Raw genomic sequence first — 14,991 nt, 5'->3', positions numbered from 1 at the left:
TCAACGACAGACGACAACAAGAGACCACGAAGGAAACCCATGGGACGCACCCTCTACGACAAGATCTGGGACGAACACGTCGTCCATACCGAAGAAGACGGCACGGCCATCCTCTACATCGACCGCCACCTGGTGCACGAAGTCACCAGCCCGCAGGCCTTTGAAGGCCTGCGCGAGGCCGGCCGCAAGGTCTGGCGCATCAGCTCCATCGTCGCCACCGCCGACCACAACACGCCCACCACCGGCTGGGAGCTGGGCTACGACGGCATCACCGACCTGGTCAGCAAGGAACAGATCACCACGCTGGACAGCAACATCAAGGAATTCGGCGCAGCCGCCTTCTTCCCCTTTCTGTCCAAGCGCCAGGGCATCGTGCATGTGATCGGCCCCGAAAGCGGCGCCACCCTGCCCGGCATGACGGTGGTCTGCGGCGACTCGCACACCTCCACCCACGGCGCCTTCGGCGCGCTGGCGCACGGCATAGGCACCAGCGAAGTCGAGCACGTGATGGCCACGCAGACCCTGCTGGCCAAGAAGGCCAAGAACATGCTCGTGAAGGTCGAGGGCAAGCTCGCGCCCGGCCTGACCGGCAAGGACATCGTGCTGGCGATCATTGGAAAGATCGGAACAGCAGGAGGCACCGGCTACACGATCGAATTCGCCGGCTCGGCGATACGCGCGCTCAGCATGGAAGGCCGCATGACGGTCTGCAACATGGCGATTGAAGCCGGCGCGCGCGCCGGCCTGGTGGCGGTGGACCAGAAGACCATCGATTACGTCAAAGGCCGCCTGCTCTCGCCCACCGGCGTCGAATGGGACATGGCCGCCAAATACTGGAACACGCTGCACTCCGATCCCGACGCGAAGTTCGACGCCGTGGTCGAGCTTGACGCCAGCCAGATCCTGCCCCAGGTCACCTGGGGCACCTCGCCCGAAATGGTGCTGTCCATCGACGACCGCGTGCCCGACCCCGACAAGGAAAAAGACGCCAACAAGCGCGATGCCATCGAGCGCGCCCTGAAATACATGGGCCTGGAGCCCGGCAAGGCGCTGAACGACCTCTACGTCGACAAGGTATTCATCGGCTCCTGCACCAACAGCCGCATCGAGGACATGCGCGAAGCCGCGGCCGTGATCAAGAAGATTGGCCAGAAGGTTGCCAAAAATGTGAAGCTCGCGCTGGTGGTGCCGGGCTCCGGCCTGGTCAAGGAACAGGCCGAGCGCGAAGGCCTGGACAAGATTTTTGTGGCCGCCGGCTTTGAATGGCGCGAACCGGGCTGCTCCATGTGCCTGGCCATGAACGCCGACCGGCTGGAACCGGGCGAGCGCTGCGCCTCCACCAGCAACCGCAACTTCGAAGGCCGCCAGGGCGCCGGCGGGCGCACCCACCTGGTCAGCCCCGCGATGGCGGCGGCGGCGGCCGTGCACGGCCACTTTGTCGATATCCGGAAATTTGTCTAACCACCAGCCCCAGGAGGAACTTCCATGAAAAAAATCAAAACCCTGCTTGCGCTGTCACTGGCCTGCGCGGCCGTCCTGCTGGCCGGCTGCAACACCTTCCGGGGTGTCGGGCAAGACGTCCAGAAGGTCGGCGAAAAAATCGAAAACGCCGCAAAGAAGTAAATGAAAAAATTCACCGTACACAAGGGCCTCGTGGCCCCGATGGACCGCGAGAACGTCGACACCGACGCCATCATCCCCAAGCAGTTCCTCAAATCCATCCGCAAGACCGGCTTCGGGCCCAACCTGTTTGACGAATGGCGCTACCTGGACGCGGGCTTTCCCGGCCAGGATCCGGCCACGCGCAAACCCAACCCCGACTTCGTGCTGAACCAGCCGCGCTACGCCGGCGCGTCCGTCCTGCTGGCGCGCAAGAACTTCGGCTGCGGCTCCTCGCGCGAACACGCGCCCTGGGCGCTGGACCAGTACGGCTTTCGCGCCATCATCGCGCCCAGCTACGCCGATATCTTTTTCAACAACAGCTTCAAGAACGGCCTGCTGCCCATCGTACTGCCCGAGGCGCAGGTGGCCCAGCTGTTCGACGAAGCGCTGGCCTTCCCCGGCTACCAGCTCACGGTGGACCTGGAGCGCCAGGTCGTCGTCAAGCCGCAAGGCGAGGAGCTCCCCTTCGAGGTGCAGGCCTTCCGCAAGTACTGCCTGCTCAACGGCCTGGACGACATCGGCCTGACCTTGCGCCAGAGCGACAAGATCAAGGCCTTTGAAGCCGAGCGCCTGGCGACCAAGCCGTGGTTGAACCACACTGCCGCGGGCTGAACACCTTTCCCAAGAATCCACCGCGGGCCGCCCCAAGGGCGCGCGCGGCCATCACAAAGACAGCAAATGAAAATCGCAATCCTGCCGGGTGACGGCATCGGCACCGAAATCGTCGCGGAAGCCGTCAAAGTCCTGAAGGCGCTGGACCTGAAATTTGAGACCGAAAGCGCGCTGGTCGGCGGCGCCGCCTATGAGGCCCACGGCCATCCGCTGCCCGAAGCCACGCTCAAGCTGGCCAAGGACGCCGACGCCGTGCTGTTCGGCGCCGTCGGCGACTGGAAATACGACAAGCTTGACCGGCCGCTGCGCCCCGAGCAGGCCATCCTGGGCCTGCGCAAGAACCTGGGCCTGTTCGCCAACTTCCGCCCCGCGATCTGCTACGCCCAACTGGTGGACGCCTCCAGCCTCAAGCGCGAACTGGTGTCCGGCCTGGACATCCTCATCATCCGCGAGCTGACCGGCGACATCTACTTCGGCCAGCCGCGCGGCCGCCGCGTCTCGCCCGACGGCCACTTCCCCGGCTCTGAAGAAGCCTTCGACACCATGCGCTATTCGCGCCCCGAAATCGAACGCATCGCCCACGTCGCCTTCCAGGCGGCCCGCAAACGCGACAAACGTGTGACCAGCGTCGACAAGGCCAACGTGCTGGAAACCTTCCAGCTCTGGAAAGACGTGGTCACCGAGGTCGGCAAGGAGTACCCCGACGTCGCGCTGGACCACATGTACGTGGACAACGCGGCCATGCAGTTGGTCAAGGCGCCCAAGAAGTTTGACGTGGTCGTCACCGGCAATATGTTCGGCGACATCCTGAGCGACGCCGCCGCCATGCTGACCGGCTCCATCGGCATGCTGCCTTCGGCCAGCCTGAACGACAAGAACCAGGGCCTCTACGAGCCCAGCCACGGCAGCGCACCCGACATCGCCGGCAAGGGCGTGGCGAATCCGTTGGCAACGATCTTGAGCGCGGCCATGATGCTGCGCTTCAGCCTGAACCAGCCCGAAGCCGCCGCCCGCATCGAAAAAGCCGTGGATGCCGTGCTGAGCCAGGGCCTGCGCACGCCCGACATCTACAGCGAAGGCACGACGAAGGTCGGCACGGTGGAGATGGGCGACGCGGTCGTAAAAGCCTTGGCCTGACGTTTTTTCGCCGCAAACCAGCGCTTTACCGCTGGTTTGCGGCGGCTGTCAGCCTCGGCAAAGCCAAGCCTGGCTACAATCGACACCTATGCGCAAAAACCCCGCTTTCACCCACTGCCCCGCCGCCCTGCGCGCGGGACGTGCGGCGCCGGTTTTTGCCCAGATCACCAAAACGACCACCATTAAAGGCTAGCAAGCCTGGTTCGTCGTGCCCTGCCGGCTCGATGAGCCGGGCCAAAAAGCCATTTTTATGTACTTTTTGAAGGGGCAGTTCCAATGAAACTCAAAGGCAATCTCACCGGACTCGTCGGCTGGCGCGGCATGGTCGGCTCGGTCCTGATCGATCGCATGCAGGCCGAAGGCGACTTCGAGCTGATCGAGCCGGTGTTCTTCTCGACCTCCAACGCGGGCGGCAAAGCCCCCGCCCAGGCGAAGAACGAGACCACGCTGAAAAACGCCTTTGACATTGAAGCGCTCAAGAAGTGCGACGTCATCATCACGGCCCAGGGCGGCGACTACACCTCCGAGGTCTTCCCCAAGCTGCGCGCGGCCGGCTGGAAGGGCCACTGGATCGACGCGGCCTCCACGCTGCGCATGAACGACGACGCCGTCATCATCCTGGACCCGGTCAACCTGCCCGTCATCCAGAACGCCCTGGCCAAGGGCGGTACCAACTGGATAGGCGGCAACTGCACGGTCAGCTGCATGCTGATGGGCGTGGGTGCCCTCTACAAGGCCGGCCTGGTCGAGTGGATGACCAGCATGACCTACCAGGCGGCCTCCGGCGGCGGCGCGCAGCACATGCGCGAGCTGCTGACGCAGTTCGGCACGCTCAACAGCGAAGTCCGCACGCTGCTGGACGACCCCAAGTCCGCCATCCTCGAAATCGACCGCCGCATCCTGGCCAAGCAGCAGGGCCTGGGCGCCGCTGAAACCGCCAACTTCGGCGTGCCGCTGGGCGGCTCGCTGATCCCCTGGATCGACAAGGACCTGGGCAACGGCATGAGCAAGGAAGAGTGGAAGGGCGGCGCCGAGACCAACAAGATCCTCGGCCAGGGCGCGAGCTTCGGCACCGCCGAAACCCCGGTCGACGGCTTCTGCGTGCGCATAGGCGCGATGCGCTGCCACAGCCAGGCGCTGACCTTCAAGCTCAAGAAGGACGTGCCGCTGGCCGACATCGAGGCCATGATCGCGGCCGACAACGAGTGGGTCAAAGTTGTGCCCAACACGCGCGAAGCCTCCATCAAGGACCTCACGCCTGTGGCCGTCACCGGCACCATGCAGATCCCGGTGGGCCGCCTGCGCAAGCTGGCCATGGGCCCCGACTACCTGGGCGCCTTCACCGTGGGCGACCAGCTGCTGTGGGGTGCCGCCGAACCGCTGCGCCGCATGCTGCGGATCCTGCTGCAGGCCTGAATTAATTGAGGTGAGCGGCTGCCAACATACGGCCGCCCATCCGTAACTACATGTCACAGGACGTTGTCGTCAGACAACATCCGAAACTTGTAAGTTGCTGCTAACTCGCTGTGTCAAAACTTAAGTGGTGTCTTAGCTTGTCAGCCTAATGCCTTGATGTTAAGGTTGTTTTTCGAAAATTCGCATCGAGGTTTTTGTGCGCTTAAGCAGAATAAAGTTACATGCAGACCGAGCACTGGAGGCTCACAACCCCATGAATAATCGCGGTCGTTGGCGTATCGGCGCCCTGGCAAGTGCCATTGCACTGCTGGGCAGCCTGGCAAGTCTGGAAGCCCACGCGCTCGCGCTGGGCCGTATCACGGTTCAATCGGCATTGGGTGAGCCCCTGCGCGCCGAAATCGAGATTCCCGACATCAAACCCGAGGAAGCCTCCAGCCTCAAGGCCGGTGTGGCGCCACCCGACACCTTCAAGGCCGCCGGGCTTGAATATGGCAGCGTGGTCTCGGGCGTCGAAGTCACCCTGCAGCGCCGCGCGGACGGGCGCTCCTTTCTGCGCCTGAGCAGCAACCGCCCCGTCACCGAGCCTTTTGTCGACCTGATCCTGGAAGCCAGCTGGGCCAACGGCCGCATCACGCGCGACTACACCATGCTGTTCGACCCGCCGGCCCTGCGCTCGGGCACAGCGGTCGCGCCCACGGCCCCCGTGCTGTCTTCCCGCCCCGCGGCGCCTTCCGCCAAGGGCATAGCCGCCATTCCTTATTCAGCACCGGCAGGCCCCAGCAGCCGGTCCGCACCGGTCGCCAAGGCCCCTGCCGCCCCCCTCGAAAAAGTGCCCGCCGGCGGCGACAAACAGGTCACCGTCAAAGCCGGTGACACCGCCGGCAAGATCGCCGCCCAGAACAAGCCCGCCAGCGTGTCGCTGGACCAGATGCTGGTCGCCCTGCTGCGCAGCAACCCGGACGCCTTCATCGGCGGCAACGTGAACCGCGTCAAGTCGGGCGCCGTGCTGGACATCCCGAGCGCCGAAACCGCCAGCGCGATTTCCGCCGGTGAAGCCACCCAGACCATCGTCGCGCAAAGCAAGGACTTCAACAGCTTCCGCCGCAAGCTCGCCGAAGGCGTGCCGGCCACCCAGATGGCCAGCGCCGACCGCCAGGCCGGCGGCAAGGTGCAGGCCAAGGTCGAAGACCGCGCGCCCGCCAGCAGCACACCCGACAAGCTGACCCTCTCCAAGGGCGCAGTCCAGGGCAAGGCAGCCCCCACGGCGGCCGAAGACAAGATCGCCAAGGAACGCCAGGCCAAGGAAGCCTCCACACGGGTGGCCGAACTGTCCAAGAACATCAGCGAGTTGAACAAGCTGGGCGGTGCCCCTGCGGCGGCACCTGCAGCCAGCGCGGCAAAAGCCCCTGGTGTCGCCGTTCCCGCGCCCGCCAGCGTGCCAAGCCTGGCGCCACCCGCCCCGGCCGCTACGCCAGCCCCGGCGGCATCTTCGGTAGCCGCCCCGGGCGTAACGCCTGCTCCGGCCCCGGCCGTTGCCCCTGTCACGCCATCGCCGGCCACCGCCAGCAGCGCGCCGGCTGCGGCCGCCTCCGCTCCCGCAGCGGCAACATCCGAGGCGGCCACCAGTACGGCTCCAGTGGCTGCGGCCTCCGAGCCCGCACCAGCCGCCAGTGCCGCGGTCACCCCGCCTGCGACCGTCACCAAAAAGCCCGTGGCCGTACCACCGCCCCCGCCTGAACCCAGTCTGGTCGACGAAATCCTCGACAACCCGCTGATCCTGCCCATCGCCGGCGGCTTGCTGCTGCTGCTGGCCGGTTTCGGTTTTTACCGCTACCGCCAGCGTGGCGGCGCGGCCCAGGTCGACAGTTCCTTCCTAGAGAGCAGGCTGCAGCCAGATTCTTTTTTCGGCGCCAGCGGCGGCCAAAGAATTGACACGAATGAAGGCAACGCCACGGGTTCGTCCCTGGTGTATTCGCCCAGTCAATTGGATGCCGCTGGCGACGTCGACCCGGTAGCCGAAGCCGATGTGTACCTGGCCTATGGACGCGACCTGCAGGCCGAGGAAATCCTCAAAGAAGCCATGCGCACCAGCCCGATGCGCGTCGCCATCCATGCCAAGCTGATGGAAATCTACGCCAAGCGCCGCGACAGCAAGGCCTTTGAAACCGTCGCCATCGAGGCCTTCAACCTGACCCACGGCAGCGGCCCTGAATGGGCCTACATCACCGAGATGGGCCGTGAACTGGACCCCGCCAACCCGATGTACCAACCGGGCGGCCAGCCCGCGGGCAGCGCCCATGCCGGCGGCACCTCGGCGTTCAGCCCAGGCGGCACCGTGGCCATGGTGGCGCAGCCGGTGCATGTTCCGGCACCCGCGCCTTCGATGGATGTCGACCTTGACCTGGACTTTTCGCTCGATGACGAACCCATTGCGGCCACCACGCCGGCCGTGATCTCGGCCTCGCCTCCTCCGCCGCCCGCTCCCGTTCGTGTTGAGCCCACAGTGGCCATGAAACCGCAGGAACCGGCCCCGCTGAACATGGATTTCAGCAGCGCCACGGTGGCCCTGCCCACGGCCAAGCCACCGGCGCCGGCCGCCAAACCCGCCGAGGCCGCGCCCGAAGTATCTTTCCTCGACGAAGGCCTGAACTTCACGCCCGAACCGTTCACACCGCCGCCCAAACCGGCGCCAGCCCCCGCCAAAGCGGCGGCAGCCCCGGCCCCGGCGCCGGCGCCGGCGGCTGACAACGGCATGCTGGAGTTCGACCTCGGATCGCTGTCACTGGACCTGAACGGCCCGACGACGGAAAGCCCGGCCCACCCGATGGAAGTCACGTCCGACGACCCGCTGGAAACCAAATTCCTGCTGGCCGAAGAATTCCGTTCGCTGGGCGATTCGGATGGCGCAAGGTCCCTGGCCGAAGAGGTGATGGCCGAAGCCAAGGGCCCGCTGAAGGTCAAGGCACAGGCCTTCCTGAACGCCCTGTCGTGAGCGCAGCCTGAACGCGCTGCGTTCACTGCGTCCCTTTCCGTGAGGATTGCACTCGGCGTCAGCTACAGCGGCAGCGGCTACGAAGGCTGGCAAAGCCAGCTTTCGGGCAACACGGTGCAGGACAAGCTGGAACTGGCGCTGGGCAAGTTCGCCGCCCAGCCCATCCGCACCCTGTGCGCCGGCCGCACCGATGCCGGCGTGCACGGCCTGATGCAGGTCGTGCACTTCGACACTCCCCTGCAGCGCGACATCGCCTCCTGGGTGCGCGGCACCAACGCCTTTTTGCCGTCCGACATCGCGGTGCAGTGGGCGCGCGAAGTCCCCGACCAATTCCATTGCCGCGGCAGCGCCATCGCGCGCCGCTACGCCTATGTGGTGCTGGAGTCGCCGGTGCGTCCCAGCGTGGAAGCCGGGCGCGTCGGCTGGGTCTACCGGCCGCTGGATGAGTCGGCCATGCGGCAGGCCACCACCTACCTGGTCGGCGAACACGACTTCAGCTCCTTCCGGGCCGCCCAATGCCAGGCCAAGTCCCCCGTCAAAACCATCAGCCGCATCGAGATTTCGCACCGCGGTGATCCAGGTGCCCGGTATTGGCGCTTCGAGTTCGAGGCCAACGCCTTTTTGCACCACATGATCCGCAACATCATGGGCTGCCTGGTCGCCATTGGACAAGGCAACTACCCGCCCGGCTGGCTGGCCGAGGTGATGGCCGCACGTAGCCGCGATGCCGCCGCGCCGACGTTTTCGCCGGACGGCTTGTACTTTCTGGGGCCGGTCTATGAAGACCACTACGGCCTCCCGGCGCGCGCACCAGCCTATGATTGGTTGCCATGACGCCCGCACCCAGCACCCGTACCCGCATCAAGATATGCGGCCTGACCCGCGAAGAAGACGTGGATGCCGCCGTGGCGGCCGGCGCGGATGCGGTCGGTTTTGTGATGTACGAGGCCAGCCCGCGTTACGTGACGGCCGAACGTGCCGCCGAACTGGCCCGCCGCCTGCCGCCCTTCATCACGCCGGTGCTGCTCTTCGTCAACGCGCCCACGGCCCAAATCAGCGCCGCCTGCGCCCTCATCCCCACGGCCTTTCTGCAATTCCATGGAGACGAGACGCCTGAAGCCTGCCTGCAGGCCGGCCGGCCCTTCATGCGTGCGGCACGCATTCCATTGGGCGAAAAATCAGCCGAAAACACCCCGGGTTTCCCAGGCGGCTTTGATCTCGTAAAATACGCCCAGGACTTCAAGGCCGCACAAGCCATCCTCCTCGACGCTCATGTCGAAGGTTATGGCGGCGGCGGGAAAACATTCAATTGGTCACTTCTTCCTCCAAACGTCAGCGCTCACCTCGTTTTGTCTGGTGGATTGACGCCTGCAAACGTGATCGATGGCATTTCGCAAGTCAGGCCGCGTTGCACAACGCTGGCCGTTGATGTCAGTTCCGGCGTCGAGATTTCCAAGGGAATCAAAAGCGCCGACAAAATCAACCAGTTCGTCGCGGCCGTGCGCGCCGCCGACGAATTACTTGCAAAGAGTCCCCATCATGTACGAGTACCACCAGCCTGACGTTTCAGGCCATTTCGGAATTTACGGCGGCAGTTTCGTTTCGGAAACGCTGACCCACGCGATCAACGAGCTGAAAGACGCTTACGCGAAATACCAGCACGACCCGGAGTTCATCGCCGAATTCCAGTACGAGCTGGCGCATTTCGTGGGCCGCCCCTCCCCGATCTACCACGCCGCGCGCATGAGCCGCGAACAGGGCGGCGCGCAAATCTACCTCAAGCGCGAAGACCTCAACCACACCGGCGCGCACAAGATCAACAACACCATAGGCCAGGCCATGCTGGCGCGCCGCATGGGCAAGCCGCGCGTCATCGCCGAAACCGGCGCCGGCCAGCACGGCGTGGCCACCGCCACGATCTGCGCGCGCTACGGCCTGGAATGCGTGGTCTACATGGGCAGCGAGGACGTCAAGCGCCAGAGCCCGAACGTCTACCGCATGAATTTGCTGGGCGCCACGGTGGTGCCGGTCGAAAGCGGCAGCAAGACGCTGAAAGACGCGCTCAACGAGGCCATGCGCGACTGGGTCGCCAACGTCGACAACACCTTCTACATCATCGGCACGGTGGCGGGCCCGCATCCCTACCCCATGATGGTCCGCGATTTCCAGAGCGTGATCGGCGCCGAATGCCTGCAGCAGATGCCGGAATTCATCGGCAACAAACAGCCCGACGCGGTGATCGCCTGCGTGGGCGGCGGCAGCAATGCCATGGGCATCTTCCACCCCTACATCCAGCACGCCAAAACCCGCCTGATCGGCGTGGAAGCGGCCGGCGAAGGCCTGGAAAGCGGCAAGCACTCGGCCTCGCTGCAGCGCGGCCTGCCGGGCGTGCTGCACGGCAACCGCACCTATGTGCTGCAAAACGAGGACGGCCAGGTCACCGAAACCCACAGCATCAGCGCCGGGCTCGACTACCCCGGCGTGGGCCCTGAACACGCCTTCCTCAAGGACATAGGCCGCGCCGAATACGTCGGCATCACCGACAAGGAAGCCCTGGAGGCCTTCCACTACCTGTGCCGCACCGAAGGCATCATTCCGGCGCTCGAATCCAGCCATGCCGTGGCCTGCGCCATGAAAATGGCCCGCAGCATGCGCAGCGACCAGAGCCTGCTCGTCTGCCTCTCGGGCCGGGGCGACAAGGACATCGGCACGGTGGCCGACCTCTCGGGGGCCGACTTCTACGACCGGCCGTCCATGCGCGGCCTGTCCGTCAAGGGCGGCGCGGCTTCGCCGGTGTCTTTCGACGCCAGCGGCGCCAAGGGAAGCGGGGTGCAGTCATGAGCCGCATTGCCTCCACCTTCTCCACGCTGAAAAGCCAGGGCCGCAAGGCCTTGATCCCCTATGTCACCGCGGGTTTCCCGTTTGCCGACGTCACGCCCGAGCTGATGCACGCCATGGTGGCCGGCGGCGCCGACGTGATCGAGCTGGGCGTGCCCTTTTCCGACCCCAGCGCCGACGGCCCCGTGATCCAGAAAGCCGGCGACAAGGCCCTGTCCTTCGGCACCGGCCTGGCCCAGGTGCTGGACATGGTGCGCCAGTTCCGCGCCAAGGACGGCACAACGCCGGTGGTCCTGATGGGCTACGCCAACCCGGTGGAGCGCTACGACATCAAGCACGGCGGCAGCAAAACCGAAAGCGCCTTCATCCGCGATGCCGCCCAGGCCGGCGTGGACGGCGTGCTGATCGTCGACTACCCGCCCGAGGAATGCGTGGAGTTCGCCGCCCGGCTGCGCGCGCATGGCATGGACCTGATCTTTCTGCTGGCACCCACCAGCACGGACGCACGCATGGCCCAGGTGGCCGAAGTCGCCAGCGGTTATGTCTACTACGTCTCGCTCAAGGGCGTGACCGGTGCCGGCACGCTGGACGTGGACGCCGTCGAGGCCATGCTGCCGCGCATACGCAAACATGTGAACGTGCCCGTGGGCGTGGGCTTCGGCATCCGCGACGCGGCCACGGCCAAGGCCATCGGCAAGGTGGCCGACGCCGTGGTCATCGGCAGCAAGATCATCCAGCTGATCGAAAACCAGCCGCGCGACAAGGTGGCGGCCGTCGCACAGGCATTTTTGACGGAAATCCGTACCGCTTTGGACTGACTTTTGCGCCGGCCGGTACCGGGTTGAAGCCCGGGCAAACCGGCGCATAATTGCGCTTTTCGCCCGGCAGGGCCCCAGGCCCCGCCCGACACCACAAGGACTGACTTCATGTCTTGGCTAGAAAAACTGCTTCCCCCCAAAATCAGCCCCACCGACCCGACGGAACGCCGCCAGGTGCCCGAGGGCCTGTGGATCAAATGCCCCAGCTGTGAAGCGGTGCTCTACAAGACCGACCTGGAAAAAAACCAGAACGTCTGCCCGCAATGCAGCCACCACCACCGCATAGGCGCCCGCGCCCGGCTGGACGCCTTTCTGGACCCGGAGGGCCGCTACGAACTGGGCCAGGAAGTGCTGCCGGTCGACGCCCTCAAGTTCAAAGACAGCCGCAAATACCCCGAACGCCTGAAAGAAGCGCTGGAAAACACCCAGGAAACCGATGCGCTCGTCGTCATGGGCGGCGCGGTGCACAGCATAGGCGTGGTGGTGGCCTGCTTTGAGTTCGACTTCATGGGCGGCAGCATGGGCAGCGTGGTGGGCGAGCGTTTTGTGCGCGGCGTGCACGCCGCCATCGAGCAGAAAGTACCCTTCATCTGCTTTACCGCCACCGGCGGCGCGCGCATGCAGGAAGGGCTTTTGAGCCTCATGCAGATGGCCAAAACCAATGCTGCGCTGACCCGCCTGGCCAAAAAAGGCCTGCCCTACATCAGCGTGCTGACCGACCCGACCATGGGCGGGGTGAGCGCCGGCTTCGCTTTTGTTGGTGATGTGGTCATCGCCGAGCCCAAGGCCCTGATCGGTTTTGCCGGCCCGCGCGTGATTGAATCCACCGTGCGCGTGACCTTGCCGGAAGGCTTCCAGCGCGCCGAATTCCTGCAGACCAAAGGCGCGATCGACTTCATCTGCGACCGCCGCGAACTGCGCAAGACCGTGGCCAGTTCGCTGGCCATGCTGCTCAGGCAGCCGGCCGACGCCGTCAGCTGAGACCGGCCGGCCCGGCCTCCTGCAAAGCCCCTTGAGCCCGGCGTGTTAGACGCATGAAAAGTTCGCGACCCCGGGGGAGCGTGGGATGATGTGGCTCACTGCAATCCAAAGCACGATGAGACCATGTCCGAAGCCCTGACGCTGAGCTCCCTTCCCCTGTTTCCGCTGGGCGCGGTGCTGTTTCCGGGCGGTGTCTTGCCGCTGCGCATCTTTGAAGTGCGCTACCTGGACATGATCGGTAAATGCCACAAGGCAGGCGCCCCGTTTGGCGTGGTGTCGCTGATCGAAGGCTCGGAAGTGCGGCGTCCCGCCGATACCGGATCCAGCGGCCCCGGCGGCGACGGTTTCGCGCACGAGACCTTCAGCGCCGTCGGCACCCTGGCCACCATCACCGAATTTTCCATCCCGCAACCGGGCCTCATGGTCATACGCTGCGTGGGCGCGCAGCGCTTTGAAATCTCGCGCCGTGAAAAACTCAAGCACGGCCTGTGGATTGCAGACGTCACCCGGCTGGAAGACGACCAGGCCGTGCAAGTCCCGCCTGACCTGCAAGGCACGGCCGACGCACTCGGCAAGCTGATCAAAAGCCTGCAGGAGCGCGAGGTGCCGCAGGCCCAGATGCCGCTGCAGTCGCCCTACCAGCTGGACGATTGCGGCTGGGTCTCCAACCGCTGGTGCGAGCTGCTGCCGATACCGCTGGAGCTCAAACAGCGCCTGATGCAGTTGGACAATCCCTTGATGCGGCTGGAGCTGGTGAGCGACATCCTGGAGCGCACCGGCATCGCGCTTTAAGGACCTGTTGACGATCTCAACGCCTTTTCAGGCGGCCGTGCCAAAACGCCCCTGTTAAAACTTAAAATCGACAATTCGGCGCTTTTCGGGCCTTCTTCTCCTGAAGGCAGGGCGCCCGACACTTTTCGACCTCTTTCCGGAACCTTGACCTTATGTCCAACCAGCCGAACACGCCCACCGCCGCCCCCGCCCCGCAAGACGACAACAAGTTGATCGTCGAGCGCCGCGAAAAGCTCAAGGCCTTGCGCAAAGACCAGGCGGACGGCAAAGGCGTGGCCTTCCCGAACGACTTCAAGCCGTCCGACCATGCCGGCAAGCTCCACGCCGCGCACGGAAGCAAGGATGGCGAGGCACTGGCCGCCGAGGCGATTCCCGCCAAGATCGCCGGCCGCATGATGCTCAAGCGCGTGATGGGCAAGGCGAGCTTTGCCACCCTGCAGGACAGCACCGGGCGTATCCAGATTTTCCTCACGCGCGACGAGATCGGCGAAGAGCTTTATGCCGCCTTCAAGCACTGGGACCTCGGTGACATCGTGGCGGCGGAAGGCAAGGTCTTCAAGACCAAAACCGGCGAGCTGTCCATCCATGCCACCAGGGTGCGCCTGCTGACCAAGAGCCTGCGGCCCTTGCCCGGCGATTTTTACGGCATGGCCGACCAGGAACAGAAATACCGCCAGCGTTATGTGGACCTGATCACCGACGAACAGGCACGCAAGCGTTTCACCGCGCGCAGCAAGGCCGTCAGTTCGATCCGCGAATTCATGGTCAGCCACGACTTCCTCGAGGTCGAGACCCCGATGCTGCACCCTATTCCAGGCGGCGCCAATGCCAGGCCTTTCAAGACGCACCACAATGCGCTGGACCAGGAGATGTTCCTGCGCATCGCCCCCGAGCTTTACCTCAAGCGCCTGATCGTCGGCGGCTTTGACCGCGTCTTCGAGATCAACCGTAGCTACCGCAACGAGGGCATCTCGGTGCGGCACAACCCCGAATTCACCATGATGGAGTTCTATGCGGCCTACTGGGACTACAACGACCTGATGGATTTCACCGAGGCGCTGATTCGCGACGCGGCGCAGAAGGCTGCGGGCACACTGCAGCTGAGCTACGGCGGCAAGGAGGAAAAAGTCGACCTGGCCAAACCCTTTGAACGCCTGACCATTCGCGAAGCCATCCTCAAGCACACCGAAGCCGGCGAGCACGTGGACGACACCGTGTGGCTGACCAACGCCCTCAAGAAGCTGGGCATGAACGAGGAAAAAGACCGCCTCTCGACCCGCTCGCTGGCCAGCCTGCAGGTGCTGTACTTCGAGGAACTGGTCGAAGAAAAACTCTGGCAGCCGACCTTCATCATGGAGCACCCGACGGAAATCTCGCCGCTGGCACGCGCCAACGACAGCCGGCCCGAGGTCACCGAGCGTTTTGAGCTCTACATCACCGGCCGCGAATTCGGCAACGGCTTCAGCGAACTCAACGACGCCGAAGAACAGGCCGCCCGCTTCAACGCCCAGGTCGCGGCCAAGGACAGCGGCGACGACGAAGCGATGTTCTTCGACCACGACTTCGTGCGCGCCCTCGAGTACGGCATGCCCCCCACCGGTGGCTGCGGCGTGGGGATTGACCGCCTCATGATGCTGCTGACCGACAGCCCCAGCATTCGCGACGTCATTCTCTTCCCCGCGCTGCGACGCGAGGTCTAGCCCAAACGTCAGCCGTCATACCCGATTCAACACCAGCAGGGGC

The 14,991-nt window shown here is 64.8% G+C and carries 13 protein-coding genes; all 13 read left to right on the top strand.

Annotated elements, in window-relative coordinates:
* Positions 1-39: 39 nt before the first annotated feature.
* Positions 40-1,461 carry a 3-isopropylmalate dehydratase large subunit gene (leuC, locus tag ACSQ27_RS01030; protein WP_436153624.1) on the top strand — a complete coding sequence of 474 codons (1,422 nt, stop codon included), beginning with the start codon at positions 40-42 and terminating at the stop codon, positions 1,459-1,461.
* A 24-nt stretch (positions 1,462-1,485) separates the two neighbouring features.
* Positions 1,486-1,623: an entericidin A/B family lipoprotein gene (locus tag ACSQ27_RS01025; RefSeq protein ID WP_436153623.1), complete on the top strand. Its 138-nt coding sequence runs from the start codon at positions 1,486-1,488 to the stop codon at positions 1,621-1,623.
* Positions 1,624-2,274, top strand: coding sequence for a 3-isopropylmalate dehydratase small subunit (gene leuD, locus ACSQ27_RS01020; protein ID WP_436153622.1), 651 nt, complete (start codon positions 1,624-1,626; stop codon positions 2,272-2,274).
* A 66-nt stretch (positions 2,275-2,340) separates the two neighbouring features.
* Positions 2,341-3,411 (top strand): 3-isopropylmalate dehydrogenase, encoded by a 1,071-nt coding sequence (gene leuB, locus ACSQ27_RS01015; RefSeq protein WP_436153621.1) that lies wholly within the window; start codon positions 2,341-2,343, stop codon positions 3,409-3,411.
* 276 nt (positions 3,412-3,687) lie between these two features.
* Positions 3,688-4,827 carry an aspartate-semialdehyde dehydrogenase gene (gene asd, locus ACSQ27_RS01010; protein ID WP_436153620.1) on the top strand — a complete coding sequence of 380 codons (1,140 nt, stop codon included), beginning with the start codon at positions 3,688-3,690 and terminating at the stop codon, positions 4,825-4,827.
* 253 nt (positions 4,828-5,080) lie between these two features.
* The gene (locus ACSQ27_RS01005) at positions 5,081-7,819 is read left to right on the top strand and encodes a FimV/HubP family polar landmark protein (RefSeq protein WP_436153619.1); all 2,739 of its coding nucleotides are present in this window, start codon (positions 5,081-5,083) and stop codon (positions 7,817-7,819) included.
* Between the two features lie 39 nt (positions 7,820-7,858).
* Complete coding sequence (gene truA, locus ACSQ27_RS01000) at positions 7,859-8,653, top strand: tRNA pseudouridine(38-40) synthase TruA (protein WP_436153618.1); 795 nt, start codon at positions 7,859-7,861, stop codon at positions 8,651-8,653.
* Positions 8,650-9,381, top strand: coding sequence for a phosphoribosylanthranilate isomerase (locus ACSQ27_RS00995; protein WP_436153617.1), 732 nt, complete (start codon positions 8,650-8,652; stop codon positions 9,379-9,381). Before truA ends, ACSQ27_RS00995 begins: the two co-directional genes overlap by 4 nt.
* Positions 9,359-10,660, top strand: a complete 1,302-nt coding sequence (trpB, locus tag ACSQ27_RS00990) for a tryptophan synthase subunit beta (RefSeq protein WP_436153616.1) — start codon at positions 9,359-9,361, stop codon at positions 10,658-10,660. Before ACSQ27_RS00995 ends, trpB begins: the two co-directional genes overlap by 23 nt.
* Positions 10,657-11,475 carry a tryptophan synthase subunit alpha gene (trpA, locus tag ACSQ27_RS00985; protein ID WP_436153615.1) on the top strand — a complete coding sequence of 273 codons (819 nt, stop codon included), beginning with the start codon at positions 10,657-10,659 and terminating at the stop codon, positions 11,473-11,475. Before trpB ends, trpA begins: the two co-directional genes overlap by 4 nt.
* A 108-nt stretch (positions 11,476-11,583) precedes the next feature.
* Positions 11,584-12,456 (top strand): acetyl-CoA carboxylase, carboxyltransferase subunit beta, encoded by an 873-nt coding sequence (accD, locus tag ACSQ27_RS00980; RefSeq protein WP_436153614.1) that lies wholly within the window; start codon positions 11,584-11,586, stop codon positions 12,454-12,456.
* Positions 12,457-12,579: 123 nt separating this feature from the next.
* Positions 12,580-13,248 carry an LON peptidase substrate-binding domain-containing protein gene (locus ACSQ27_RS00975; protein WP_436153613.1) on the top strand — a complete coding sequence of 223 codons (669 nt, stop codon included), beginning with the start codon at positions 12,580-12,582 and terminating at the stop codon, positions 13,246-13,248.
* A 152-nt stretch (positions 13,249-13,400) separates the two neighbouring features.
* Positions 13,401-14,948 (top strand): lysine--tRNA ligase, encoded by a 1,548-nt coding sequence (gene lysS / locus ACSQ27_RS00970; RefSeq protein WP_436153612.1) that lies wholly within the window; start codon positions 13,401-13,403, stop codon positions 14,946-14,948.
* Positions 14,949-14,991: the final 43 nt, after the last annotated feature.

Origin of the sequence: Polaromonas sp. LjRoot131 (genome assembly GCF_964252805.1) — a bacterium.
Taxonomy (GTDB): Bacteria; Pseudomonadota; Gammaproteobacteria; order Burkholderiales; family Burkholderiaceae_C; genus Polaromonas.
This window is presented reverse-complemented; position numbering and strand designations above follow the sequence as displayed.

Excerpts from the sequence above, each read along its gene's own strand:
- ACSQ27_RS00975 (WP_436153613.1), top strand. The coding sequence starts at position 12,580 with ATGTCCGAAGCCCTGACGCTGAGCTCCCTTCCCCTGTTTCCGCTGGGC.
- lysS (WP_436153612.1), top strand. The coding sequence starts at position 13,401 with ATGTCCAACCAGCCGAACACGCCCACCGCCGCCCCCGCCCCGCAAGAC.
- leuB (WP_436153621.1), top strand. The coding sequence starts at position 2,341 with ATGAAAATCGCAATCCTGCCGGGTGACGGCATCGGCACCGAAATCGTC.
- asd (WP_436153620.1), top strand. The coding sequence starts at position 3,688 with ATGAAACTCAAAGGCAATCTCACCGGACTCGTCGGCTGGCGCGGCATG.
- ACSQ27_RS01005 (WP_436153619.1), top strand. The coding sequence starts at position 5,081 with ATGAATAATCGCGGTCGTTGGCGTATCGGCGCCCTGGCAAGTGCCATT.
- accD (WP_436153614.1), top strand. The coding sequence starts at position 11,584 with ATGTCTTGGCTAGAAAAACTGCTTCCCCCCAAAATCAGCCCCACCGAC.
- leuD (WP_436153622.1), top strand. The coding sequence starts at position 1,624 with ATGAAAAAATTCACCGTACACAAGGGCCTCGTGGCCCCGATGGACCGC.
- leuC (WP_436153624.1), top strand. The coding sequence starts at position 40 with ATGGGACGCACCCTCTACGACAAGATCTGGGACGAACACGTCGTCCAT.
- trpB (WP_436153616.1), top strand. The coding sequence starts at position 9,359 with ATGTACGAGTACCACCAGCCTGACGTTTCAGGCCATTTCGGAATTTAC.
- ACSQ27_RS00995 (WP_436153617.1), top strand. The coding sequence starts at position 8,650 with ATGACGCCCGCACCCAGCACCCGTACCCGCATCAAGATATGCGGCCTG.
- ACSQ27_RS01025 (WP_436153623.1), top strand. The coding sequence starts at position 1,486 with ATGAAAAAAATCAAAACCCTGCTTGCGCTGTCACTGGCCTGCGCGGCC.
- trpA (WP_436153615.1), top strand. The coding sequence starts at position 10,657 with ATGAGCCGCATTGCCTCCACCTTCTCCACGCTGAAAAGCCAGGGCCGC.